23 protein-coding genes are annotated in these 23,822 nt (G+C 54.6%); 15 read left to right on the forward strand and 8 right to left on the reverse strand.

Going from position 1 to position 23,822, the window contains the following annotated elements:
- Positions 1-177: 177 nt before the first annotated feature.
- Both ACT3TF_RS01165 and ACT3TF_RS01170 read left to right on the forward strand, forming a co-directional pair.
- Complete coding sequence (locus ACT3TF_RS01165) at positions 178-1,668, forward strand: SulP family inorganic anion transporter (RefSeq protein ID WP_096278449.1); 1,491 nt, start codon at positions 178-180, stop codon at positions 1,666-1,668.
- Between the two features lie 18 nt (positions 1,669-1,686).
- Positions 1,687-2,544: a universal stress protein gene (locus ACT3TF_RS01170; RefSeq protein ID WP_441684279.1), complete on the forward strand. Its 858-nt coding sequence runs from the start codon at positions 1,687-1,689 to the stop codon at positions 2,542-2,544.
- 53 nt (positions 2,545-2,597) lie between these two features.
- Here ACT3TF_RS01170 and ACT3TF_RS01175 read toward each other — a convergent pair whose 3' ends face one another.
- The 4 genes from ACT3TF_RS01175 to ACT3TF_RS01190 all read right to left on the reverse strand — a co-directional run bounded on the left by ACT3TF_RS01175 (position 2,598) and on the right by ACT3TF_RS01190 (position 6,143).
- A complete protein-coding gene (locus tag ACT3TF_RS01175) occupies positions 2,598-3,557 on the reverse strand; it encodes an arsenic resistance protein (protein WP_441684278.1) in 960 nt (319 codons plus the stop codon).
- On the reverse strand, positions 3,557-3,955 hold the full coding sequence (locus ACT3TF_RS01180) for a fluoride efflux transporter FluC (protein WP_441684277.1): 399 nt from the start codon (positions 3,953-3,955) through the stop codon (positions 3,557-3,559). The genes ACT3TF_RS01175 and ACT3TF_RS01180 overlap by 1 nt, the downstream gene beginning before the upstream one ends.
- Complete coding sequence (gene crcB / locus ACT3TF_RS01185) at positions 3,952-4,338, reverse strand: fluoride efflux transporter CrcB (RefSeq protein ID WP_441684276.1); 387 nt, start codon at positions 4,336-4,338, stop codon at positions 3,952-3,954. The genes ACT3TF_RS01180 and crcB overlap by 4 nt, the downstream gene beginning before the upstream one ends.
- A gap of 113 nt (positions 4,339-4,451) precedes the next feature.
- Complete coding sequence (locus ACT3TF_RS01190; protein WP_441684275.1) at positions 4,452-6,143, reverse strand: 2-isopropylmalate synthase; 1,692 nt, start codon at positions 6,141-6,143, stop codon at positions 4,452-4,454.
- Between the two features lie 240 nt (positions 6,144-6,383).
- Between ACT3TF_RS01190 and ACT3TF_RS01195 the strand changes: the two genes are divergently transcribed.
- Both ACT3TF_RS01195 and ACT3TF_RS01200 read left to right on the forward strand, forming a co-directional pair.
- Positions 6,384-6,872: an Lrp/AsnC family transcriptional regulator gene (locus ACT3TF_RS01195; RefSeq protein ID WP_096282301.1), complete on the forward strand. Its 489-nt coding sequence runs from the start codon at positions 6,384-6,386 to the stop codon at positions 6,870-6,872.
- A 68-nt stretch (positions 6,873-6,940) separates the two neighbouring features.
- Positions 6,941-7,297: a RidA family protein gene (locus tag ACT3TF_RS01200; protein ID WP_441684274.1), complete on the forward strand. Its 357-nt coding sequence runs from the start codon at positions 6,941-6,943 to the stop codon at positions 7,295-7,297.
- Between the two features lie 19 nt (positions 7,298-7,316).
- Here the strand turns inward: ACT3TF_RS01200 and ACT3TF_RS01205 are convergent, their stop codons facing one another.
- From ACT3TF_RS01205 to ACT3TF_RS01220, 4 genes are all read right to left on the reverse strand, one after another.
- A complete protein-coding gene (locus ACT3TF_RS01205) occupies positions 7,317-8,180 on the reverse strand; it encodes a MurR/RpiR family transcriptional regulator (protein ID WP_096278465.1) in 864 nt (287 codons plus the stop codon).
- The gene (locus ACT3TF_RS01210) at positions 8,170-9,936 is read right to left on the reverse strand and encodes an EAL domain-containing response regulator (RefSeq protein WP_444671400.1); all 1,767 of its coding nucleotides are present in this window, start codon (positions 9,934-9,936) and stop codon (positions 8,170-8,172) included. The genes ACT3TF_RS01205 and ACT3TF_RS01210 overlap by 11 nt, the downstream gene beginning before the upstream one ends.
- Positions 9,933-12,554, reverse strand: a complete 2,622-nt coding sequence (locus ACT3TF_RS01215) for a GAF domain-containing protein (RefSeq protein WP_444671402.1) — start codon at positions 12,552-12,554, stop codon at positions 9,933-9,935. Before ACT3TF_RS01215 ends, ACT3TF_RS01210 begins: the two co-directional genes overlap by 4 nt.
- 87 nt (positions 12,555-12,641) lie before the next feature.
- Positions 12,642-13,997 (reverse strand): aldehyde dehydrogenase family protein, encoded by a 1,356-nt coding sequence (locus tag ACT3TF_RS01220; protein WP_444671404.1) that lies wholly within the window; start codon positions 13,995-13,997, stop codon positions 12,642-12,644.
- Between the two features lie 160 nt (positions 13,998-14,157).
- Between ACT3TF_RS01220 and ACT3TF_RS01225 the strand changes: the two genes are divergently transcribed.
- The 11 genes from ACT3TF_RS01225 to alr all read left to right on the forward strand — a co-directional run bounded on the left by ACT3TF_RS01225 (position 14,158) and on the right by alr (position 23,811).
- Complete coding sequence (locus tag ACT3TF_RS01225; protein ID WP_096278473.1) at positions 14,158-15,306, forward strand: GNAT family N-acetyltransferase; 1,149 nt, start codon at positions 14,158-14,160, stop codon at positions 15,304-15,306.
- 76 nt (positions 15,307-15,382) lie between these two features.
- Entirely contained in the window at positions 15,383-15,721 is a 339-nt protein-coding gene (gene ftsB, locus ACT3TF_RS01230) for a cell division protein FtsB (protein ID WP_096278475.1), read from the forward strand.
- Complete coding sequence (gene ispD, locus ACT3TF_RS01235) at positions 15,718-16,440, forward strand: 2-C-methyl-D-erythritol 4-phosphate cytidylyltransferase (RefSeq protein WP_096278477.1); 723 nt, start codon at positions 15,718-15,720, stop codon at positions 16,438-16,440. The genes ftsB and ispD overlap by 4 nt, the downstream gene beginning before the upstream one ends.
- Positions 16,440-16,928: a 2-C-methyl-D-erythritol 2,4-cyclodiphosphate synthase gene (ispF, locus tag ACT3TF_RS01240; protein ID WP_096278479.1), complete on the forward strand. Its 489-nt coding sequence runs from the start codon at positions 16,440-16,442 to the stop codon at positions 16,926-16,928. The genes ispD and ispF overlap by 1 nt, the downstream gene beginning before the upstream one ends.
- Entirely contained in the window at positions 16,921-17,952 is a 1,032-nt protein-coding gene (gene truD / locus ACT3TF_RS01245; RefSeq protein WP_096278481.1) for a tRNA pseudouridine(13) synthase TruD, read from the forward strand. Before ispF ends, truD begins: the two co-directional genes overlap by 8 nt.
- Positions 17,953-18,001: 49 nt before the next feature.
- On the forward strand, positions 18,002-18,748 hold the full coding sequence (gene surE, locus ACT3TF_RS01250) for a 5'/3'-nucleotidase SurE (protein WP_441684268.1): 747 nt from the start codon (positions 18,002-18,004) through the stop codon (positions 18,746-18,748).
- The gene (locus ACT3TF_RS01255; protein WP_096278485.1) at positions 18,735-19,412 is read left to right on the forward strand and encodes a protein-L-isoaspartate(D-aspartate) O-methyltransferase; all 678 of its coding nucleotides are present in this window, start codon (positions 18,735-18,737) and stop codon (positions 19,410-19,412) included. Before surE ends, ACT3TF_RS01255 begins: the two co-directional genes overlap by 14 nt.
- Positions 19,409-20,368, forward strand: a complete 960-nt coding sequence (locus ACT3TF_RS01260; RefSeq protein WP_444625158.1) for a DUF368 domain-containing protein — start codon at positions 19,409-19,411, stop codon at positions 20,366-20,368. The genes ACT3TF_RS01255 and ACT3TF_RS01260 overlap by 4 nt, the downstream gene beginning before the upstream one ends.
- A 7-nt stretch (positions 20,369-20,375) precedes the next feature.
- Positions 20,376-21,452 (forward strand): peptidoglycan DD-metalloendopeptidase family protein, encoded by a 1,077-nt coding sequence (locus ACT3TF_RS01265; RefSeq protein WP_444625159.1) that lies wholly within the window; start codon positions 20,376-20,378, stop codon positions 21,450-21,452.
- 165 nt (positions 21,453-21,617) lie between these two features.
- A complete protein-coding gene (rpoS, locus tag ACT3TF_RS01270; protein WP_096278491.1) occupies positions 21,618-22,592 on the forward strand; it encodes an RNA polymerase sigma factor RpoS in 975 nt (324 codons plus the stop codon).
- A 118-nt stretch (positions 22,593-22,710) separates the two neighbouring features.
- The gene (gene alr / locus ACT3TF_RS01275; RefSeq protein WP_444625160.1) at positions 22,711-23,811 is read left to right on the forward strand and encodes an alanine racemase; all 1,101 of its coding nucleotides are present in this window, start codon (positions 22,711-22,713) and stop codon (positions 23,809-23,811) included.
- Positions 23,812-23,822 lie beyond the last annotated feature (11 nt).

A 23,822-nucleotide genomic window follows, 5' to 3' on the forward strand; every position in this document is an offset into this window, starting at 1 on the left:
TGCTGTTACGGCGTTGCGGCAAGCTATTGTTTTTTTTCCGCCTAATGGGCGGGTTTCAGTATTCGATTCCGTCGTTAATGACGTTGTAACCCCAGCGAGCGACGTTTGTTGTGCGCATATTGCGGCGTCACTTCGGCCAGCGGATCGGCTTATCTAGTATTTCAACGGTGGACTCCCATGGCTCTTTTTCGTAAGCAAGAATGGTTTTCCAATATCAAAGGCGACACGCTTTCGGGCATCGTGGTCGCTCTCGCGCTTATTCCTGAGGCAATTGCTTTTTCCATTATTGCCGGCGTCGATCCTAAAGTGGGTCTTTACGCTTCTTTCTGTATCGCGGTGGTGATTGCATTTGCCGGCGGTCGGCCGGGGATGATTTCAGCGGCTACCGGCGCCATGGCGCTTTTAATGGTAACGCTGGTGAAAGAGCATGGGCTTGAATATCTGCTGGCGGCAACGCTGCTAACCGGCGTGCTGCAAATTGTGGCAGGCTACCTAAAGCTTGCCGATCTAATGCGCTTTGTATCGCGCTCGGTGGTCACCGGGTTCGTCAACGCGCTGGCCATTCTCATTTTTATGGCGCAGCTGCCTGAGCTGACTAACGTGACGTGGCATGTCTACGTCATGACTGCCGCGGGCTTGGGCATTATCTATCTGTTCCCTTACTTGCCGATGATCGGCAAAGCAATCCCGTCTCCGCTGGTATGTATTGTGGTACTTACCATCGTTTATATGCTGACTGGCATGGATATTCGCAGCGTTGGTGATATGGGTGAACTGCCGGACACCTTGCCCATATTCCTGTGGCCAGACGTGCCGCTAACGCTAGACACGCTGTGGATTATTTTACCTTACGCGCTAATGCTGAGCGTGGTGGGCTTATTGGAGTCGATGATGACCGCCACTATTGTCGATGATTTGACCGATACGCCAAGTAATAAAAATCGCGAGTGTAAGGGGCAAGGGCTAGCCAATATTGGTGCCGGCTTGATGGGCGGAATGGCCGGCTGTGCGATGATTGGTCAGTCGGTGATTAACATTAAATCCGGCGGTCGGACTCGGCTGTCTACGCTGATTGCTGGCGTTGTGCTGTTAATGATGGTGGTGTTTCTAGCGGACTGGGTCTCGCAAATTCCCATGGCCGCGTTAGTCGCGGTCATGATTATGGTCTCTATCGGAACCTTTAGCTGGGAATCGATTCGCGATCTTAGCAAGAATCCGATAAGCACCAATATCGTTATGCTGGCGACCGTTGCCGTTACGGTCAGTACGCATAATCTAGCTATCGGCGTATTTGTGGGCGTACTGCTGGCTGCGCTGTTCTTTGCTAATAAAGTCGGCAATATTCTGTATGTCGGTTCCAAAGAAACGAAGGTCGGCAGGTCGCGCGAGTATCAGGTCGTGGGCCAGGTGTTCTTTGCTTCTTCAGAGCGCTTTACAAATGCATTCGATCTCAAGGAAAGCATTGATAGCGTTACGATTGATCTTTCTAGAGCGCATTTTTGGGATGTGACCGCTGTGCAGGCGCTTGATCGGGTTGTCATTAAGTTTCGCCGAGAGGGTACAGACGTCGCGCTTGTTGGGTTGTCTGAAGCAAGTGCAACCGTCGTTGACCGCTATGCTATTCACAACGATCCGGTAGCCGTTGAGAAGCTGATGGGCGGCCACTAAGCCAACAGGGAGAACACAATGACTGATCAAGTAATGGCCGCCATTGACGGCTCGTCGTTTTCCGAGGGCGTTTGCGACTATGCCGTTTGGGCGAGCCAAGCGCTGGCATCGCCTTTGAACCTGCTACACGTAGTCGACAATCATTCCCCGGTGACCGGCAGCAAGGATTTCTCAGGTAATTTACATCTTGGCGACCGCGAGCGATTGCTGGAAGAGCTTTCGGCGGTTGATGAGCAGCGCGCTAAAGTGAATCGTGAGCTGGGTCAACAAATGTTAGCGAGCGCCAAAGCGCGGGCGATTGACGGTGGCGCGGCGGAGCCCGTTACTCGGCAGTTGAACGGTACGCTGGTCGACACTCTCGTCGGCCTGGAACAAGAGATGCGCCTACTCGTGATAGGTAAATGCGGCGCAGCGGGCCATTCTGCGAGCGGGCACTTAGGCGCTAATCTGGAGCAAGTAGTGCGTGAAATGCACCGACCAATTCTGATGGTGCCGAAAACCTATCAGCGGCCCGAAAAGATATTGATGGCGTTTGACGGCAGCAAAACGGCTCGTAAGGGTATCGAGATGCTGGCGAAAAGTCCGCTATTTAACGGCATTGCCTGCCATATTTTGATTGTTGGCGCAGACACCGCAGAAAATCGCGCTCAGTTAACCTGGGCGCAGGCTACGCTGCGTGACGCGGGCCATGAAGCGCAAGGGGCGATCCGCCCGGGTGAAGTGAATAAAACCCTGCAGGGCTATGAAAAAGAGCACGGCATTGATCTGCTCGTCATGGGCGCCTACGGCCATTCACGCCTTCGACATTTGTTGATAGGCAGCACCACAACGGCCATGCTGCGTGGCAGCCGCATTCCCATTTTAATACTGCGTTAAAGCATTCTTTTTAAGCCGGCCTTCGTATGCGTTGGCTGGTTTTTTTATGCCCGCTATTTGGTGTCCGGCAACAGTTTACTAGGCACCCAGCGTAGGTAGGCCACCATGCCAAACAGTTCTACCAACGATTGAAATACAATTACCACGACCGCGGCCTGCCAAGCATTAGGCAGCGACAGCGCGATAGGTAGCATGACAAAAGAGTTGCGCGTACCGAAGCTAAAGACCAGCGTTCTGGCGCTCGCGATTGGCAGTCTAAATAGGCGGCCAAGCCCTTTACCCAGCAGTGCCGCAAAGGTTAAAAAGCCTATAAAAATAAACACAACCTGCAATAGCACTGAGCTTAGTCCAATCACCGTATTAATCTGCGAGGCCGCGATAATAAACACCACGAGCGCCAGAAGCGGCACCGGCAGCAGCCCAAGATATTGAACGGCACGTTTGGCGATAGGGTGGCGCTGGGCGATATGCCCGGTTAGCCAGGCTAGCACTAACGGTAGGAGGATAAGACCGAAAAAGGCACTGAGCAGCGGTTTAGAAAGTGCTAGCTGGCACCACTCACGGCCTAAAAAAAGCCACAGATACGCAGGCAATGCGATCATTTGCACCAGCAGCAACAGCGGCGTGGCGGCGACCGCTTTAGCGGTATCGCCCTTGCCTAAATGTGTGAAGGTAATAAACCAATCGGTGCAGGGCACCAGTAGCACCAGCAGCATGCCCGCCAGCACGGCGGGAGAGAGCGGAATCCACATCACGATAAGGGCTAAAAAAGCGGGAATAGCAACAAAATTACCGATCATCAGCGCTGTCATAAAGCGCTTATCTTTTATACTGCGGGAAATGTGCAGCAGCGGGATTTGCGTGAAGGTGGCGTAAAGCAGTGTTCCTAACAAGGGCCACAGCAATGGCTCAAGGGGCCTGGCCGTGTTTGGCGCGGCGATGCCAAGTGCTAATCCTAAGCCAATAAATAACAGATATAGCCAGGACTGGTGCCTTTCCATCTGGTCGCGCATTACGAGCGGCGCCCTTGTGATGACATACGCTCGCCCAGTAGCGCCGCCCCGAGCCAAAGCGGAACGCTCACCGCTACATAAAGCAAGGCCAACGTAACATGGTGTGTTTGGATAAGATGAAGGGTTTCCAAACTGAACAGTGAAAAGGTTGTGAATCCGCCGCAAAAACCCGCAATAAGAAAGGGTTGCCAGCGTGCAATACGTCCATGTGAACGCCGAGTAGCGGTCGCTGCCAGCCAGCCGATTAACCAAGAACCCGCAACATTAACCACCAGTGTACCCAGTGGAAAGTAACTGCCCAAGGTGGCCAGCGCGCTGAGTGAGACAGCGTAGCGCAACGCACAGCCAAGGCTACAGCCTAGCCCAACCGCTAAATAACGCATCAGCATGGCATTCATATGCTGCCTCCGGCTAGCTGCCAGCCGACGTACACCCCGGCTAACCCCAGTAGCACTGTAGCCACAATATTAACGGCGGCTTGAGCTACGTTGCCGCGCTGCCAAAGCTCAAGCGTTTGCAGACTAAAAGAGGATACCGTGGTATAGCCGCCCAGTACGCCGACCACTACGACCAGCCATAGCGAGTTGTCGGCTGCAGCGTCCGGCAAGCCAAGCGTGCCGAGTAGCCAGCCAGCGGCGATTGAGCCACTCAGGTTGACGGCCAGTGTGCCCCATGCGCTGCCTAAATGCTTAGCGAGAAAGCTGGAAATAGCAAAACGCCCCATGCCGCCAACGGCACCGCCCAGTGCCACCAGCAGCATGTTTACGATTGCCTGCCCCATACTGCCTCCTTAGCCACCTAAACTGTTAGATGGCTAAGTTTAGCATGCGCATACCGCTATATATGCAACGGCTGATATAGAGCATGGCGCTAACGCCTGCAGGTGAAAAATAACTAAGCCAATTCACGCTCAGCTTTATGAGAGGCGGCCGTATTGGCTGGATTGGCCGCTAGATTGATACCTGAAATCAGTGCTTTCAGCGAGGCGCTGACCGTATCGCTATCTTCGGCAACGGCGCAGACCCGCTGACCATCGATATTCAGTTGTACAAAGGCAATGGCGTTAGCCTCACTGCTGGCGCCCAGCGAGTGTTCGCTGTAATCAAGAATACTCACGCTGCTACCCGAGTGGGTTTGCCACGCATCGGTGAAGGCCGACATGGCACCATTGCCTTTGCCAGAAAGGCGTAGCGGCTTGTCACCCTCGCGCAGCGTGACTTCAATGCCTTCTTGTTGGCCTTTAGAAAGGCGATAATCGCCCAGCGAGAGCGGCGCTTCCTGGGTGAATTGATCGAACATTACTTGGCGAATCATGGCGCTTGATAGCTCACTGGCGCGCTGTTCACTTTCCTGCTGCACATAGGGAGCCAAGGCCAACATCATCCAGCGTGGCAGGTTAATGCCATAATCGCGCTCAAGCAGGAACGCCATGCCGCCTTTACCTGACTGGCTGTTGACGCGAATGACCGCCTGATAATCGCGGCCAATGTCGTGAGGGTCGATGGGCAGGTAGGCCACTTGCCACGGCTCGTCGGGCTTTTGGTGCTTTAAGGATTTGCGGATCGCATCCTGATGACTGCCTGAAAAGGCGGTGTAAACCATCTCACCCACCCAGGGGTGGCGTGGGTGTATCGCAATGCCCGTACATTCGTTGACTACCTGAATGATTTCATCAGGGTTAGACAAGTCAAGCTCAGGGTCAATGCCCTGGCTGTAAAGGTTCATCGCCAGCGTGACGATATCCATGTTGCCCGTGCGCTCGCCGTTACCCAACAGCGTGCCTTCTACACGTTCAGCACCGGCTAGCAGGGCGAGTTCGGCGGAGGCCGCTGCACCGCCGCGGTCATTGTGAGTATGTACAGATATGATCACGCTGTCGCGACGACTGATGTTCTGGCAGAAATACTCAATCTGATCGGCATGGTGATGAGGGCCCGCCACCTCCACCGTGGTGGGAAGATTGAGAATGCACTTGTTATCAGGCGTTGGCTGCCATACATCCATTACCGCTTCGCAGATCGCCAGCGAGAAATCGATCTCAGTGCTGGAGAAGCTTTCCGGGGTATATTCAAAACACCACTGAATATCAGGGTAGCGATCGGCATAGGTTTTAACCCACGTAGCTCCCTGAACGGCGATATCGACAATGCCCGCGCGATCCATTTCAAATACGCGTTCGCGCTGAATAGTCGAGGTCGAATTATACAGGTGAACAATGGCGCGTTTTGCGCCCACCAGTGAAGCAAACGTCTTTTCAATTAAGTGTTCACGACACTGAACCAGTACCGCAATAGTGACATCGTCAGGAATTTGGTCTTCATCGATTAGCCAGCGCACGAAGTCGTAGTCGGGCTGGCTAGCCGAAGGAAAACCTACCATGACCTCTTTGATGCCTACTTTTACGATCTGGTGCCAGAGGCGTTGCTTCTGCTCAACGGTCATCGGTTCAAGCAGCGCCTGGTTCCCGTCGCGTAGATCTTCACTCACCCAAATCGGCGCATGGTCAAGATCACGATCTGGCCATTGGCGATTGAAGGCGGGAACGCGGGGGGCAGGGCGATATTTGCGATGATCGAAAGCAGACATAGTGATCTTCCTGAAAGTAACCGTTAAATGGATATCGGCTGCGGGTAACGTAAGCCGTTGTTCATCAGTGCTAAGCATCACGGGGGTACTGAAAAGCCGCACTGACGTCGTGACTGCTTTTGGCAGCATACACAGTGTAAATGATCTGCGCCGATAGTTTGTTGCGAAGATGTGTACGTAGAGAGGATAATTGGCAGCTTATATCTTTAAATAATGCTTATTTGGCAGGAGATGCTGGTTATGGCCGTGACGCCGCTTGCTCTGGATCGTTTTGACCGACATATATTAAATATTGTTCAGCAGGAGGGGCGTATCAGTAATCAGGAATTAGCCGATCGTATCGGACTTTCGCCCTCGCCCTGTTTACGCCGGGTGCGTGCGCTGGAAGAAAACGGTTTGATACGCCAGTATCGCGCAGAAGTCGATGCGCGTCAGCTTGGCTACCAGCTAATGGCGCTCTTACATATTTCCATGGACCAACACACGCCTGAACGCTTTGATAACTTCGAACGCCACATCCGTGAGGTTCCTAACGTCATTGAATGTTTGATCATTACCGGTCAAGCCGCTGACTTTCAGCTCAAGTTATTAGTGCGCGATATGGACGATTATCAGCACCTGCTGCTGCACGTGATTAACCGTATTGAGGGCGTGACGGGCGCGCATACCAGCTTTGTGTTGCGACGTGTCTTTGAGCATCGGCCGGTGCCGACGGACCATCTTGGGTAATAAACCATGGTCAATGACAAGCGCATCGGTTTAAACTGCTTTTTTTCAACCGGTTAGGAGTTTGCACTATGACTATTCAACGTCACGATACAAAAGCCCGCATGAGCCGTGCCGTTATTCACCAGGGTGTTGCATATCTGTGTGGCCAAGTATGTGGCCCCGAGGTTCGCAATGGCGATATTACGGCCCAAACAGAAAGCATGCTGGCGCGTGTAGACGCACTGTTGAAAGAGATTAAGAGCAGTCGTGAGCAGCTGCTGAGCGCCACCATTTATCTAAAAGAGGGCAGTGACTTTTCCGCCATGAACGACGTGTGGGATGCCTGGGTGCCAGAAGGTTACGCACCGGCCCGCACTTGCGTGTGCGCACGGATGCCGGCCGATGAACTGAAAGTTGAAATTACCGTTACCGTCGCTGTGAGCTGATAACGGCCACCGCTCACTTTTATTTGGCCGCTTTTTCGATTGGAAAGCGGGTGTCTCGCAGGCTGTCTTTGATTTTTTTGAGATGTGGCAAAAAGTCTTCCCCACGCCTTAACGTCACGCCGGTGGCTAGTGCGTCAATCAGCGTTAATTGAATAACCCGCGAGGTCATCGGCATGTAGTGGTCGGTGTCCTCTGGGGTAGCGACGTCCAGTGTGGCCGTGCATTCTTGAGCCAGCGGCGATTTGGGGGCCGTAATGCCAAGAACGACTGCCCCTGCTTCGCGGGCCAGGCGAGCAATGTCGACCAGTTCCCGAGTGCGTCCGGTGTAGGAAATAATCACCACCACGTCACCAGTATGGCAGGCAGCAGCCACCATGCGCTGCATGAGCACGTCTATGTAGGCCATTACCGGCAGGTTAAAGCGGAAGAACTTGTGCTGCGCATCTTGGGCAACTGCGCCAGAAGCACCTAAACCAAAAAAATGAATTTGCTTAGCCTGGGTGAGATAGTCAACCATGCGCTCAACGGCGGTGATGTCGATCTCGCGCTGGGCTTCATCGAGCGCTGCAATCGTGGCGCCAAAAATCTTATGCGTGTACTGGGTCGCAGAGTCGCCGGGCTCGACTGCACGGGTGACATAAGGTGTACCGCCTGCAAGGCTCTGAGCGAGCTTGATTTTGAAATCGGGATAGCCTTTGGCACCAAAGTTGCGGCAAAAACGATTAACCGTAGGCTCACTGACGCTGGCTGACTGAGCTAAGCTTGCGATGCTAAGACTGGTCGCTAGCGTAGGATCTTCAAGAATGACATTCGCGACTTTGCGCTCCGAGCGGTTGAGTTCTTCCAGTCGTTCGCGTAGGCGGTCCAGCAAGTCATGAGCCATTAACGGTCTCCGTGTCAGTAGTGGAAAAAGGCGGCTTCCATTCGGAACACCAGGTGACAAATTCTTTAGCAGGTAGCGGGCGGGCGTAAAAGTAACCCTGTGCGGCTTCACAGCCCATAGCACGCAAATACGCCGCTTGATCTGCCGTTTCAATGCCTTCTGCTACCACGTCGCAGCCCACGCTGTGGGCAAGCTGCGTGATAGTGCGCGCTAATAGGCGATCCTTCTCACTGGTGGCCAAGTCCATCACAAAAGCGCGATCAATTTTTAATGTTGAGAAGGGCAAGGTCTTAATGTAGGCCAGCGATGAATATCCCGTACCAAAGTCGTCGATAGCAACGGCAATATTGACCTCTGAGAGTTTCGAAAGCTGCGCTTTGGCGTTGTGTATGTCACTCATTAAGCCTGATTCGGTCACCTCCAGCGCGATAAAACGCTCGGGGATATCGTGTTTGGCCAGCTGCGCTAGCAGGCGCTCGGTAAAATCTTTGCGCGCCAGCTGCCTAGCCGCCACATTGACCGCAATATGAAAATCGTCGCTTAACAGGTCGCGTGCGCGCCATGCCACTATGTACTGCATGGTTTCTTCAAGTACCCACTCGCCAATCGCGAGGATATCACCGCTGGCTTCAGCGAGCGGAATAAAGTCTGCCGGTGAAATATGACCTAGTTCAGGATGGTGCCAGCGCAATAGAGCTTCAGCCCCGATAATTTGCTGGGTGGTTAATGCAATTTTCGGCTGAAAGAGCAGTGACATCTCGCCGCGCTGAGGGGCGCCGCGCAGCGCTTGCTGCAGGTACAAGCGGTGGCGTTGCTGGGCTTCCAGCGCTTCGCAGTAATGCTGGATAGGAGGGCAGTCTTTCTGGGGTAGCGCCAGTGCGGCCATGCGTACAAGCCGCTCCGTTTTAAAGCGGGCCTGCGAACAGCTAATGCCAATACGCGCATTCAGCGGTATTAATAAGTGGTTGAAAGACTGATCATACTCAAAGCAACCCAATAGGCGTTCTGCAAGCTGTTGAAGGCACGCCGGTTCGCTACTGTTCACGATCACCAGTAGCTCGCTGCCACCCCATAAGCCTAGCTCGCTGCCTTGCTCGAGGCAGTCGGCAAGCTGGTGGCTAATATGCATCATTAGCTGGTCAGCAACACTGTAACCATGCAGCCGTACAACGTCGTCAAGCTGGTCAACGGCTACAAATAATAGCCCCGTATCGCCCCCGCCCATTGATGCTTCTCTGAGTCGCTGAGTTAGGGCGCGGCGATTAGGGAGCTGAGTAGTAGGGTCGGTAAGCGATTGGCGGTTGAGTTCTTTGGTGCGCTTTGCGACCATCCGCTCAAGCGTTTCCGCCTGCTGGTCGCGTACTTGGTAGCGCTGTTCAAGGCTGAGCGTGTTGCGGATCCGCTGCAGTACCTCGTCGTGCTTAAGCGGCTTGGTAATAAAGTCTCGCACGCCTAGGTTTAATGCGCGATGACGCGTTTGATCGTCAACTTGAGCAGTTAACACGATTACCGGCGGCATGCGGTGGGCAAAGTGCTCGTGCAATTGATTAATCACTGCATAGCCATCCAAATGCGGCATGCGGATATCAAGTAAAATGAGATCAGGAAGCTGTTGCTGACAGTGCGCAAGTACTAGGCGTGGGTCACTGATACCATGCGTATTTTCAAAGCCATGCTCATCCAGCAGGTCAAGCAGTAGCTCAACATTAACGCTGCTGTCATCTACGATGAGTAGATGTTTATGAACGAGTGTCATGGTGCCTTCCAGGGCTTAGTAGCGGCAGTATAAAGAAAATGATTAAGTGTGAGCGTCAGTTTTTCTATATCAATCGGTTTGGTTAAATAGTCGTTGAAGCCTGCGGCTAGGCCATAACTACGGTCGCGCTCCATGGCATTAGCGGATAATGCAATAACTTTAATATGCTTAAGCTGCGGATCTTTCTGCATGATATCTAGCGCTTGAAAGCCGTTCATGCCGGGTAAATGGATATCCATTAGCACTAAATCGGGCGGAGCGTGGCGCATTATTTCAAGCCCTAGCTCAGCGCTGACAACGGTTTGAAGGCGTATATGGCTGAACTCTTCAATAATGTCGTCCATCAGCCGCTGGTTAGCCGGGTTGTCTTCAATATAAAGCAGCTGAAATTGATGCTGGTGGCTGGCGTTGGCGCCTGCATTCTGAAAGGCAGAGGGCTGTTCTTCTGAGGCGTCTCGTTCGGTTATCGGCAGTGTAAACCAGAACGTTGAGCCGACGTCGGAATGGCTAGTCATACCAATGCGCCCTTGCATACGTTCTACCAGCTCGCGCGTAATAGCGAGGCCGATGCCGGTGCCCTCGATAGAACCATGTTCTGCATCTAAGCGATTGAATGGTTCAAAAAGCTCGTGTTGACGCTCGATGGCTATGCCAGTGCCCGAATCGATAATGCTGATGCGCAGCTCATCATCAAGCGGTTCGGCTGCAATCCTGATCGTGCCGTGCTGGTGGTTGTATTTGATGGCATTAGAAAGCAGGTTGAGTAGTACCTGCTTCGTGCGCGTGTAGTCAGCGGCTACGTACCACGGTTCTGAGAACGGCATGGAGGTGAGCGTAATCCCCGCTGCTTCGATTGTCGCTTCAAGCGTACTGCACACGTCATCAAGCACGTTCTGCATCAATATAGGCTCAATTGAAAACTGTACATGACCCGCTTCAATTCGAGCTAAATCCAGCACTTCATTGATTAAACTGAGCAGGTGCTGGCCGCTTTTTTCTATTTGGCCCACTTGGCGCTGCTGCTTGTCGCTGAGAGGATCGCGGCGCGCCTTACCGAGCAGTTGGGAAAAACCAATAATGGCATTGAGCGGGGTGCGTAGCTCGTGGCTCATCGATGACAGAAATTCGCTTTTAGCTTGATTGGCTTTTTCAGCAAGATCGCGGGCGCTGGCTAGGTCGCTCGTTACCTGTTCGCGTTCGGCCATTTGCCGGTAGAGATTGATCAATAGCGCGCAGGTGTCGGTAAACGGTTGAAGCCAGTCGAGCAACGCCTGATTAAGTGGCTGCTTACTGTTGGCAATGGCGAACATGCCAATCAATTGATCGCCGCTAACAATAGGTACGCCTAAGTAATTGTTAATACGCGGGTGTCCGGCAGGAAAACCGCCGCGTTTGGTATGACGATAAACGTCGTTGGTCATAATCACCTCGCCCGAGGCAAATACCCTGCCTAATAGCGAGTTAGGGTTGGTCAGCGTCATATCGCCGCTGCGCAACTTCTCCATTAGATGCTTAGACTCTTCACTCCATGAAAGGTCGGTCATCGCGTGAATTTTGAGGGCATTAGTGGTGTCGGTGGGCATCACTTCGCCAATCAATGCGTAGTCACTGTCGGTAAGCTCGCGCAGCGCTTCCATGAGAAATGTCCACAGACGCTCGCCCGACATGAGGGCTTGATAATCGGTAATGCCCTGATGGAGTATCTTGAGCAGATTTTCCTCTTTACGAATTCTACGATTAGCGTCGTAAATTTCAGTGAGGTCTGTCAATACGCCCAGGAATTCAACGACACGGCCTTGATCGTTGTGAATGGCGTTAATCGCAAGGTGGACGGGGATGCGGCGGCCGTCTTTGTGCAGCGCTTCGACTTCACGCCCTCGACCAATAACTTTGGGCTCGCCACCGGCAAGGTAGTCAGCAATAAACCTGTCATGATGGATCGAAATGTCAGGCGGTGTGAGCACTGCAATGTTTTGCCCGATTAGCTCATTTTCTGTATAGCCAAGCAGGTTTAGCGCAAAAGGATTAATCGCCGCAATATGGCCAGAGCGATCAATCCGTATTTTGGCCGTCGCGCTTTTAGTAAAAAGCGCTTCAAAACTACGCGCTATACGAGTGAGTTCCACCTGTCGCTTGTGTTGACGAAGTAGCTCTTCTACCTGTGCTGCCAAGCTGCCAAGCAGCATTAAATCACGTTCGCTGAAAGCGCGAGGCTGACTGTCGATGAGGCACAGCGTGCCTACTGCCATGCCGTTTAACGGCCGTAACGGATAGCCTGCGTAAAATCGGATATGAGGGGCGTCGTTGACCAGAGGATTATCGAAAAAGCGCTTATCTTTAAGCGTGTCTTCAATTACCAGCGGCGTTTCATGATAAATCGCGTGCGCACAGAAAGACAGTTCACGGCTGGTTTCACAGGCGTCGAGCCCCTGATGCGATTTAAACCATTGGCGCTCTTTATCGACTAACGAGACCAGCGCGATAGGAACGTCAAACAGGTCGCGGGCCAGTTGTGTCATGCGCTCAAATGCCTGGTCTTTAGGCGTGTCGAGTACATGAAGAGCATGCAAAGCCGCCAAACGCTGTGTTTCATTATGAGGGGTGTCGGGGGCTTGCATGATGATTCCGCGGCAGTGAATGAGTAAAAATACCACAAGGTCGCTATACCAATAGCCTATTACCTATCGGTCATTAACGCATAAGCTTTAGCCTAGCCCAATGAGTTTCATGAGCCAGCGCCGATACGGCGGATAGAGCATGTGACTAGGTGTGCGTTTAGCTTGATAAAATACGCCGCGTAAATGACTAAAGCGCTCAAAGCCGTGACGGCCATGATAAGCACCCATACCGCTTTCGCCTACGCCGCCAAACGGCAGGGAAGGCACCGCGTGATGAAGGAGCGTTGCGTTAAACACCAGAGCACCGGAATGAGTGGTGCGCAATAGCTGCTGTTGCAAGCCCTTATCGTGTGTGAATGCATACAGCGCCAGCGGGTGTGGGCGAGCATTCACGTAGCTTACTGCCGCGGCCATATCGCTAACGCCAATGATGGGTAGGCAGCGGCCAAAAATTTCTTCGCGCATGACCTGCAGTTCTTGATGAGGATCAATAATCAGTGTAGGTGCATGGGCACCATGATCAATGATTCTGCAGCCGTGGTCGCGGGCTTCTTGCAGCATATGGTCGAGGCGGTCTTGGTGAGTCGTATTGATCGCATGCGTGACGGCATGATCATTAGGACGCTGCTGCACAATCGCATTGCTTAACGCCGTCACCAAGGCGCTAAGGTGGCGGCTTTCAACCAGCACGTAATCAGGGGCGATACAGGTTTGCCCAGCATTCATGCCTTTGCCGAAGATAATCGCGGCGGCGGCTTGGTCCAGATCCACATCGCTGGCCACCATTGCTGGCGATTTACCGCCTAGCTCCAGCGTCGTTGGAGTTAAATTTCGCGCGGCCGCTTGGGCTACCTGGCGCCCAACGGCGCCGGAGCCGGTAAACACCAGGTGGTCAAACGGCAGTTCGCTAAAGCGACGCGCCATCTCGACGCCGCCTTCTACCACGCACAGCTCTTCGGGTGTGAAGTATTGCGGGACTAAGCGCTTGAGCAGAGCGCTGGTGTTGGCAGTGTGCTCGCTGGGCTTGAGCATGGCGACGTTGCCAGCGGCAAACGCATCCACGATGGGCATTAACGCTAAGCTCCAAGGATAGTTCCAGGGCGACATCACGCCAATCACGCCCAGCGGCTGAGGCGCAATGCGTGCGCGAGCGGGTAGCAGTCGCAATGGCATGCTTGCCATGCCTGGCCGCATCCAGCGCCATAAGTGGCGCCTGGCATAGCGAATCGCATGCAGCACCGCGCTGATTTCAGCTATACGTATTTCAACGTCACTGCGTTGGCCGAAATCCGTTTGAATTGCTCGTATAATGTCTAGCTGATGGTGCTTAGTCATACGGGCTAAGCGCGCTAGCCGGTCACGCCGAATCTTTAGAGTCGGGTAGGGCTGTTGGTCCGCAGCTTGGCGCTGCGTTTGAAAATCTCCCGTTAGATCGCGCGTCATGGCCCCTCCTTGTGCGCCGTTTTCGGCGTAGGGTGATTAAACCGTTCATATAAAGCGTCTATCTAAACAGTTAGTGTAAAGTGGCACAGGCAAGGGCTTGCAGAGTGGACTGTGCGCTAGCCCTGTGCGCTCTGTAAGCCCTGCACTCACCGGAGATGCTATGTCGTCACGTCCACTTTCGCTCACCATTCTACCCACTATGGCGGCCGTAACGGCAAGCCAATGGGATTCACTGGTAGACGACGACCAGCCATTTTTACGCCACGCTTTTTTGCATGCTTTAGAGGCCAGTGGCTCCGTCAGCATGGCGACTGGTTGGGAGCCTTGCCATCTGAGTGTCTGGCAAGATGAGCAGCTAGTTGCGGCGATGCCGATGTACCGTAAACATCATTCCTACGGTGAGTATGTATTTGATTGGGGCTGGGCGGAAGCCTTAGAGCGTGCCGGTGGCCGCTACTATCCTAAAGCACTCAGTGCCGTGCCGTTCACGCCAGTGCCGGGAGTGCGCACGCTGATCGCAAAGCGGGCCGATACCGGGGCCGTGCGTGATTGTTTGGCGCAGGCGTGGCGGGAGCAGTGCGAGAGTCAGGCGCTTTCCAGCTGGCATTTGTTATTCGCCAACGAGGCTGACGTCGCTGCCTGGCAGGCGCAGTGTCCTGATCTCATCACCCGTGAAGGCGTGCAGTTTCAGTGGCGTGACCGCGGTTTTGGTGACTTTGATGGCTTTCTTGCGACGCTAACCTCTAAGCGTCGCAAGATGATCAAGCGTGAGCGCCGCCTGGTCGCAGACCAGGGCTTAAGCGTGTTACGGCTAGAGGGTGATGCCATTACGTCAGCGGCGATGGCGCATTTCTTTCGCTGCTATACGATGACCTACCATGAGCGTGGACGCGCGCCGTATCTCAACCATGATTTTTTTGAGCGCCTGCGCCAAAGCATGCCGGAGGCGTTGGTATTGGTTCAAGCGCACAGTGAGGGGCGCCCGGTCGCAGCGGCGCTCTATTTTCGTGGCACCGATTCGCTTTACGGGCGCTACTGGGGAAGCGAAGTCGTCGCTGACTGCCTGCATTTTGAAGCCTGTTATTACCAGGGCATCGAGTACTGTTTGCAGCATGGCCTGACGCTGTTTGATCCCGGTACGCAGGGTGAGCACAAATTGGTGCGCGGCTTTACACCGCAGCGAGTGCGCTCACTGCATTACATCAGCCACCCTGGGCTTGCCGCCGGCGTTGGGCAGTTTTGCCACGAAGAGAGTGAGCACGTGCGAGCCTATCGCGCGTCGGCGCATGATGCGCTTCCCTTTAAATAAACGGCGGCTCGCTGGTGTTGCGCCTTAATGGCATAATGCGTTTTTAAATTTAGCGGACCTACAGGAGAGAGCAGCGATGCGTAAATGGCTAGTGATGGCGCTGCTCGCGGTGGTCGCACTGCTTCAGTATGAGCTATGGTTGGGCAACGGCGGCTGGCGAGATTTGCAGAATGTAGAGCACCGAGTCGCGGTACAGGAAGCGAACAATCTGCCTATGCGTGAGCGCAACGCGCGGCTTGCGGCTGAGGTGATGGATTTGAAAACCGGTCTGGATGCGATCGAAGAGCGGGCGCGCAGCGATATGGGAATGGTGCGTACCGACGAGCAGTTTTTCTGGGTGCCCGGTGTGGCGATCAAAAATGAGCTGATCGGCATTAATGCTGGCTTAATCGCTCCGCAAGAGCCGCCGCCGTGAGTCAGACGTGGCTGATAGTGCCTGCCGCGGGTCAGGGTCGCCGCATGGGCGCCAGTAAACCCAAGCAGTATTTAACCCTGTCCGGCCAGCCGATACTGGCTCATACGTTAAAGCGCCTACATGGCGCGTTTCCAAGCGCTCGGCTGGTGCTGTGCCTGGATAATGACGACCATTGGTTTGCCCCTGACTGGGTGCCGTTTGCCCATTGGCAGCGGGTGTCGGGTGGCAGTGAGCGGATGGACAGCGTACTGAATGCGCTGCATGCCATGGAAGCTCAGGATGACGATATCGTGATGGTGCACGACGTGGCGCGGCCCTGCATCACGCACGGTGACTTACTGGCACTTTATCGTGCCGCGGCCAATCACCCCGGCGGTGCGCTGCTAGCAATGCCCGTTGCCGACACTATGAAGCGTGGTAATGATCAAGGCCTGAGCGTGCGCACGGAGTCTCGCGATGGGCTGTGGCATGCGCTAACGCCTCAAGGGTTTCGCTATGCCTTGCTGCGTCGTGCCTTGGAAACGGCTCGCCGCCAGAACACGGTAGTGACCGATGAAGCCTCGGCGGTTGAAGCGCTGGGTGAAAGCCCTCAATTAGTCAGCGGCCGGCGTGATAATTTGAAAATAACGCATCCAGATGATTTAGCCCTGGCTACCGCGATTATTGCGTCCCAGGCGCTTGTCTCCCAAATCGATGAAACGTCAGAAAGGTGCCTGTAATGCGTATTGGCCATGGATTTGATGTACACCGCTTCGGCCCCGGCGACCACCTAATGATAGGCGGCGTCAAACTGCCGTTTGAGCAGGGTTTTGTTGCCCACTCAGATGGCGACGTGCTGCTGCACGCCATTAGCGATGCACTTCTAGGCGCGTGCGCACTGGGTGATATTGGTCGCCACTTTCCAGATACCGACCCCGCCTGGGCGGGGGCTGATAGTCGTGACTTGCTGCGTCATGTGGTGAGCCTTGTGAGAGGGCAGGGCTATGACGTGGTTAACCTTGATGCCACGCTGATGGCGCAGGCGCCCAAAATGGCGCCGCATATCGAAGCAATGCGCGCCGTTATCGCTAACGATATTAATATTGCGCTTGGCCAGGTTAACGTTAAAGCCACCACCACCGAACGGCTGGGTTTTACCGGGCGCGGCGAAGGCATCGCTGCGGAAGCCGTGGTGCTGCTAAACCGAATAGAGACGCTTAATGATTAATATGCCGACATGGCAGCGCTATCTTGATGCTCAGTTCGGCCCTCCACAGCCAGGTCAGTACCGCGCTCAGCCAGAAGATTTCTGGGTGGATGAGCAGCTTGATTTTATTCCAGAAGCCCATGGCGAGCATCTGTGGCTGAGAGTAGAAAAGCGTAATCAAACGACATTAGACGTCGTCAATACGCTGAGTCGGCTGTGCGGCGTTACGCCCCGCGATATTGGTTATTCCGGTATGAAAGACCGCATCGCCGTGACGCGCCAGTGGCTAAGCGTGCATCTGCCGGGTCGCGATGCGCCGGCGGATCTGGAGCAATCGCTTAAATCGCTGGGCGTTACGGTCGTCGAGCAGGTGCGCCATCCGCGTAAACTCAAACGTGGCGTTCACCGCACCAATAGATTCGTGCTGCGGATCAGCGGTGAGGCGATTCATCAAGAGGGCTTTATCCGTCGCTGGGAAACGCTTTGCCAGCATGGCGTGCCTAACTATTTTGGCCCCCAGCGCTTTGGCCCCGATGGGCGCAACCTTCAGCGCGCCGAAGCGTTACTTAACCGAGGTTGGCGAAAGCGCGACGACCGGCAGGGTATGATGCTGTCTACCGCTCGCAGCTTCTTATTTAATGAGCTGCTCAGCGAACGCTTGGCGGATGGCACCTGGTGTCAGCCCCTTGCAGGCGACACCCTGATGCTGGACGGTACGCAAAGCGTGTTTAACATTGAGCAAGCCGATGACACGTTGAGTGCCCGTGCTGCCGCGTTAGATATTCATCCCACTGGGATTTTGTGGGGCGTTGGCGAGCCGAGTCAGGGCGAGATCGCCGGCTATGAGTCACGGCTGTTGCAACAATATGCGGCGCTGTGTGAAGGGTTGGAGCGCAGTGGCGTAAAGCAAGCTCGCCGTGCGCTGCGTATGCGTTTATTAGAGCCGCAGCTTACGTGGGAAGCCGAAGCCGTTCGGCTTTCCTTTGCCTTGCCGCGGGGTAGTTTTGCTACTGCCGTCCTGAGTGAACTGATCGCGGTCAGCTGACGGCGATGACTGAACGGCGGCCATTGCCGGTATATCGAGGAGAGCTACAATGCGGCGACTGCTGCTTTCAAATGATGACGGTGTCCATGCCCCCGGTCTGCGTGCGTTGCATGATGCGCTGTTGGCTCACGCTAATATTCGCGTCGTGGCACCTGATCGCGACCGAAGTGGCGCTAGTAATTCGCTTACGCTGTCGCGGCCGCTCTCATTGACGGCGCTGGATAATGGCTTTTATAGCGTCGATGGCACCCCCGCAGACTGTGTTTATTTAGGTGTTCACGGCGTATGGGAGCAAAAGCCTGATTTAGTGATTGCAGGGATTAATCACGGTAGTAATCTTGGCGACGACGTGCTTTATTCAGGAACGGTCGCGGCCGCCATGGAAGGGCGTAACTTGGGTATGACGGCGTTTGCGATATCGCTATGCGGCGAACGCCATTTCGCCACGGCCGCAAGAGTCGCCTCCACGCTGATAGGCGCGGCGGAGCAGCTTTCGCTGCCACCCCGTACGCTGCTCAACGTTAATGTGCCCGACATACCCTGGGAAGATATTAAAGGCGTGAAGGTGACGCGCCTTGGGTATCGCGGGCCGGCAGATAAGCCGTTAGAAGTAAAGGATCCGCGTGGGCGGACGCGTTACTGGATCGCACCCGTGGCGGCGAATGCGGATGACGGTGAAGATACCGACTTTGCTGCAATCGAGGCGGGCTATGTGTCGATTACGCCGCTGCAAACCGATCTTACGCGTCATCCTGCGTTAAACGATGTTCAAAATTGGTTGAATGTTTTTGCCTAACTTATTGCCCGATGAGCTGCGCGGTCGTGGAATGACTTCTCAGCGCACGCGTGACCGCATGGTTGAGCGCCTCATGCAGCAGGGGATCAATGATGCCCGGGTGCTGGATGTGATGGCGAATGAACCGCGTCATTTGTTTGTTGATGAGGCGCTGGCTCACCGCGCTTATGAAGACACTGCCCTGCCTATTGGCTACGGGCAAACGTTGTCGCAGCCATGGATTGTGGCGCGCATGACGGAGCTTGTGCTGCGTACAGCACCGCGCCGCGTATTGGAACTGGGCACTGGCTCTGGCTACCAAACATTAATCTTATCGCGCTTAGTGGAGCAGCTGTATTCCATCGAGCGGATTAATGCACTGCATGAACGTGCCGTGGAGCGTTTGCGTCGGCTAGCAGCACCGGCAATATTAGCGGTTGCCGACGGTGGTTACGGCTGGCCTGAGGTTGCGCCATTTGACGTTATTTTGCTCACCGCCTGCGCGCAAACGTTGCCCGCTTCATTGTTAGAACAGTTGACTCACGACGGCGTACTGATTGCGCCGTTGGAAGAACCCGATGGCAGCCAGTGGCTTACCCAGGTAAAGCGAATTGGTGGTGCCTTTGAAAAACGTCGGCTTGAACCCGTTCGTTTTGTACCTTTACTGCAAGGAGTAGTGGATTGAAGCGGCGACCCTTGGGGATATTTTTGCGTGGTGCTGGAATGGGCGCCGCCGACGCGGTTCCCGGCGTATCGGGAGGCACGATTGCCTTTATTAGCGGAATTTATGAAGAGCTGATTGAAACGATTAAGCGGTTTAGCCCAAGCGCTATCGGCGTGTGGCGGCGAGGGGGCTGGCGAGCCCTAAGTGTGCATTTGAATCTGGCCTTTCTAGTGCCACTCTTGGCCGGCGTTGGGATCAGCCTGTTTAGCGTCGCACATTTAGCGCTATGGTTGATGGAAGCGCACCCACTGCTATTAGACGGCTTCTTTTTTGGCTTAGTGGCGGCATCGGCATTAGTGGTGGGGCAAGCGAGCAGTGGCTGGAAGCTATGGTACGTATTGCCACTATTGGTTGGCCTATTGTTGGCCCAGGCCTTGCCAGGCATGATGCCGCTGGTCTTGCTTATTGGCAATGAGGCAGTGGTAGTGATGGTCGCAGGCTGCATCGCCATCAGCGCTATGCTGTTGCCGGGCGTGTCAGGTAGCTTTCTATTGCTGACAATGGGACTCTACGGCACCATTATGGGGGCGATACGTAGCCTGGATCTCGGTATTATTGTGCTGTTTGGAATGGGATGTGTGGTCGGGCTGGCGCTTTTTTCGCGGCTGTTGTCATGGCTTCTGCGGCGCCATCACACCTCAACCATGCAGCTGCTACTGGGCTTTATAGTCGGCTCGTTACCGGTGCTTTGGCCATGGCGCGAACTGCTGCGCTATCAAATAGGTCCTGAAGGACAAATGATCCCTCTTGAACACCGCTATTTATTACCCGCTGACTATGCCGTATTGACCGGTGCTTCGGCACAAGTAGTTGGCGTTGTCGCGTTAATGGCTTTTGGTGCACTGATCGTGGTGTTACTCAACCGACATGCAGACCGCCAGCCAATCGATAACAAGCCTGGCGCTGAAAAGGAGTAAGACCTACATGCGTAAAGATTATATACATAAAGTGCTTATGCTATCGGCGCTGACCCTGGCCATTGCCGGTTGCGCTAGCCAGCAGGGTGGTTCGCCTCAAGTGCGTGATTTGAGCGACGCGCGTAATGCAGTAGAAAGTTCGCCTCAATACACGGTGAAGGCGGGCGATACGCTGTACGGCATTGCATGGCAACATAATTTAGACTATCGCCAGCTGGCGGCGATGAATAATATCGCCGCGCCCTACCAAATTCGCCCAGGGCAAACAATTGCTCTGCGTGAAGGGGCTGCTCAGTCAGCATCCGTGGCCAGCAGCCAGCCAGCGGCGACGCCCTCAAGTGGCGGCGGTGCTGTCGCGACCGGCTTGAGCCCACAGACTGCCTCCGTCGCTCGCGATGACCAGGAGCTAGATTGGCTGCTGCCCGATGAGTCTGCGATTCAGCGCAATCAGCGACTGACCGCTGAGCGCAATGCCGTAGACGCGGCAGAGCAAGTCGCTGAAGGATCGACAGGCACCTCGCCAGCAGTTGCCTCTACACCTGAACCGGAAGTCGTCGCCGCTGTTGCTGTTGCTGAGCCGGAGCCATCACCTGCACCCGCTGAACAGCCGGCACCTCAACCTGAGGCTAAGCCAGAGCCCAAGCCAGAAGCTGCGCCGGCCACGCAAGCCGCGAGTGTCGATCGTTCCTCACGGACCTATACGCCTGCCGAAAACATAGCATGGCAATGGCCCACGAATGGCAATGTGGTAGGAGAGTTTGGGCAGGGCGATAGCATCACCGCCGGGATTGATATCCGAGGCGAAAAGGGGCAACCTGTCAAAGCAGCGGGTCCCGGCATTGTGGTCTATGCGGGCAGTGGCGTCAGGGGCTACGGTAACCTCATTCTTCTCAAGCATAACGATCAGTTCCTAAGCGCCTATGCGCATAACGATAGTCTACGCGTCAGCGAAAACGACGTCGTGGAAGCCGGTGAGGTGATCGCCGCCATGGGGGATAGCGACGCCGAAAATGTCAGGCTGCATTTCGAAGTGCGCCGTGACGGGCAACCGCAAAATCCTTTGGACTTTTTACCTTCTCGCTAACCCTCTCGCGGGCAACGTGAGACACAAGTGTTTTGCTTGAAAGTTACCCGAATGGCTGTATTCGAGCGTCATATAACAATTGTCACATAACAATATAGTGAGCGCATTCGTGCGTTCACCTTTGGTCTTCTAAATGGCGGGTAGGCGACATCAGGGGGTAGGGCCATGAGTGTGTTGGAGAAAGATCTACAGGAGGTTGACCTGGATGCTGCGGAAGAAGCGCTTGACGATACCGATAATGAGATTGCGGTAGAAGAAGATGCTTTTGAAAAAGCGCTAGGGCGTGAGGATCGTCAATCGACCCAAAGCTTGGATGCTACGCAAATCTATCTCAACGAAATCGGTTTTTCGCCATTATTGACGCCTGAAGAAGAAGTTTATTATGGCCGCTTAGCGCGTAAGGATGACCCGATGGGGCGCTCACGAATGATTGAGTCCAATCTGCGGCTGGTGGTCAAAATTGCACGTCGCTATCTCAATCGTGGCCTAACGTTGCTGGATCTGATTGAAGAGGGCAACTTAGGCCTGATTCGCGCGGTAGAAAAGTTTGACCCTGAGCGCGGCTTTCGGTTTTCGACCTATGCCACCTGGTGGATTCGTCAAACCATCGAGCGTGCGCTGATGAACCAGACGCGCACGATTCGCTTGCCGATTCATGTCGTCAAAGAACTGAATATTTACCTGCGGGCGGCGCGTGAGTTAACGCAGAAATTTGACCATGAAGCCACTGCGGAAGAAATCGCCGACCATCTTGATAAGCCTGTCGAGGCGGTGAAGAAAATGCTCGGCCTCAATGAGCGCGTGTCATCGGTTGATTACCCAATGGGCGGTGAAAGCGATAAACCTCTTATTGATACGTTGGCCGATGATGAGGTGCAAGGGCCGGAAGCCTGCCTAGTTGACGGCGATGTTAAAGAGCATGTCGATCTTTGGCTGGATGAGCTTAGCGAAAAGCAGCGTGAAGTGGTCGTGCGTCGCTTTGGGCTGCGTGGTCATGAGTCGGCAACCCTTGAAGAGGTGGGGGCTGAAATTGGCCTAACCCGCGAACGCGTGCGCCAGATTCAAGTGGAGGCGCTCAAGAAGCTGCGCCGTTCGCTAGAAAAACAAGGTCTTTCTCTGGAAGCTCTGTTCGAGACTTAAGCTGGCTAACCACAGACTAATAATGTTATTTCGCTAAGCCGGGCAAGTGCCATTAGGTGCTTGCTCGGCTTTTTAGTGCTGAATTTTTTACAATGAAGTCACGTCAGAGAGAAAACACATGCGCCCACTCGTCGCTGAGATTGATCTGGATGCATTACGCCATAACTATCAGCTGGCATGTCGCTGTGCGCCTCACAGTCGCTCAGTGGCAGTTATTAAAGCCGATGCCTACGGTCATGGCGCATTAGAGTGCGCCCGTGCACTGGAGAGCCTTGCTCCTGCATTTGCGGTCGCCTGCATCGAAGAAGCCTTGACGCTGCGCGAAGGCGGTATTACGCAGCCGATCGTGCTACTTGAAGGAATATTCACTGCTAATGAGCTGGCCCTGGTGGACGCTCATGGCTTTTGGATTGCTGTTCACAGTCAATGGCAGGTCGATGCGCTGCTAGCGGCTCGCCCCGATCAGCCGATTCCTGTGTGGTTGAAAGTTGACTCAGGTATGCACCGTTTGGGCTTTGCGCCGCATGAAGCCGAGAATATTTGGCGTCAACTTAAGGCCGCACCTAGCGTAGCGGCGCTGCATTTGATGAGCCATTTCGCCAGCGCGGATGCCCTCGATAATCGCTGCTTCAACCAGCAGATGGAGCAGATACAGGCGCTAGCCAGTGCGCTGGATGCGCCACTGTGTTTAGCCAACTCACCGGCCACGTTGGCCTGGCCGGTTGCGCATGGTGACTGGAACCGGCCTGGCGTGATGCTTTACGGCAGCGATCCCTTAGAAGTCGCCAATGAGGTCACCCAGCAGCTGCAGCCGGTAATGACCCTGCGTTCAAAAATCATTGCCCTGCGGGAGCTTGAAGAGGGTGAGCCGGTAGGCTATGGCGGTAGATGGCGGGCGCAGCGGCGCTCGCGAATTGCCGTTGTCGCCTGCGGCTATGGCGATGGCTACGACCGCCATGCGGTAGACGGTACGCCGGTGTTGGTGAACGGTCAGCGCTGCCCCATTGCCGGAAAAGTCTCTATGGATATGCTCACCGTTGATGTCACCGACGTTCCGGATGCGGCGATTGGCAGTGACGTGGTGCTGTGGGGCCGCGCCCAAAATGGTGAAGTGCTGCGGGTTGATGAAGTTGCCCGCTACTGCGATACGATTAGCTATACGTTGCTAACGGGCGTGCTGCCCCGAGCGCCGCGACGTTATCATGAGTGCTCTGTTTAAACGGTTATTTC

It is taken from the genome of Halomonas sp. AOP25-F1-15, from assembly GCF_052378675.1.
In the GTDB taxonomy this organism is placed as follows: domain Bacteria; phylum Pseudomonadota; class Gammaproteobacteria; order Pseudomonadales; family Halomonadaceae; genus Vreelandella; species Vreelandella casei.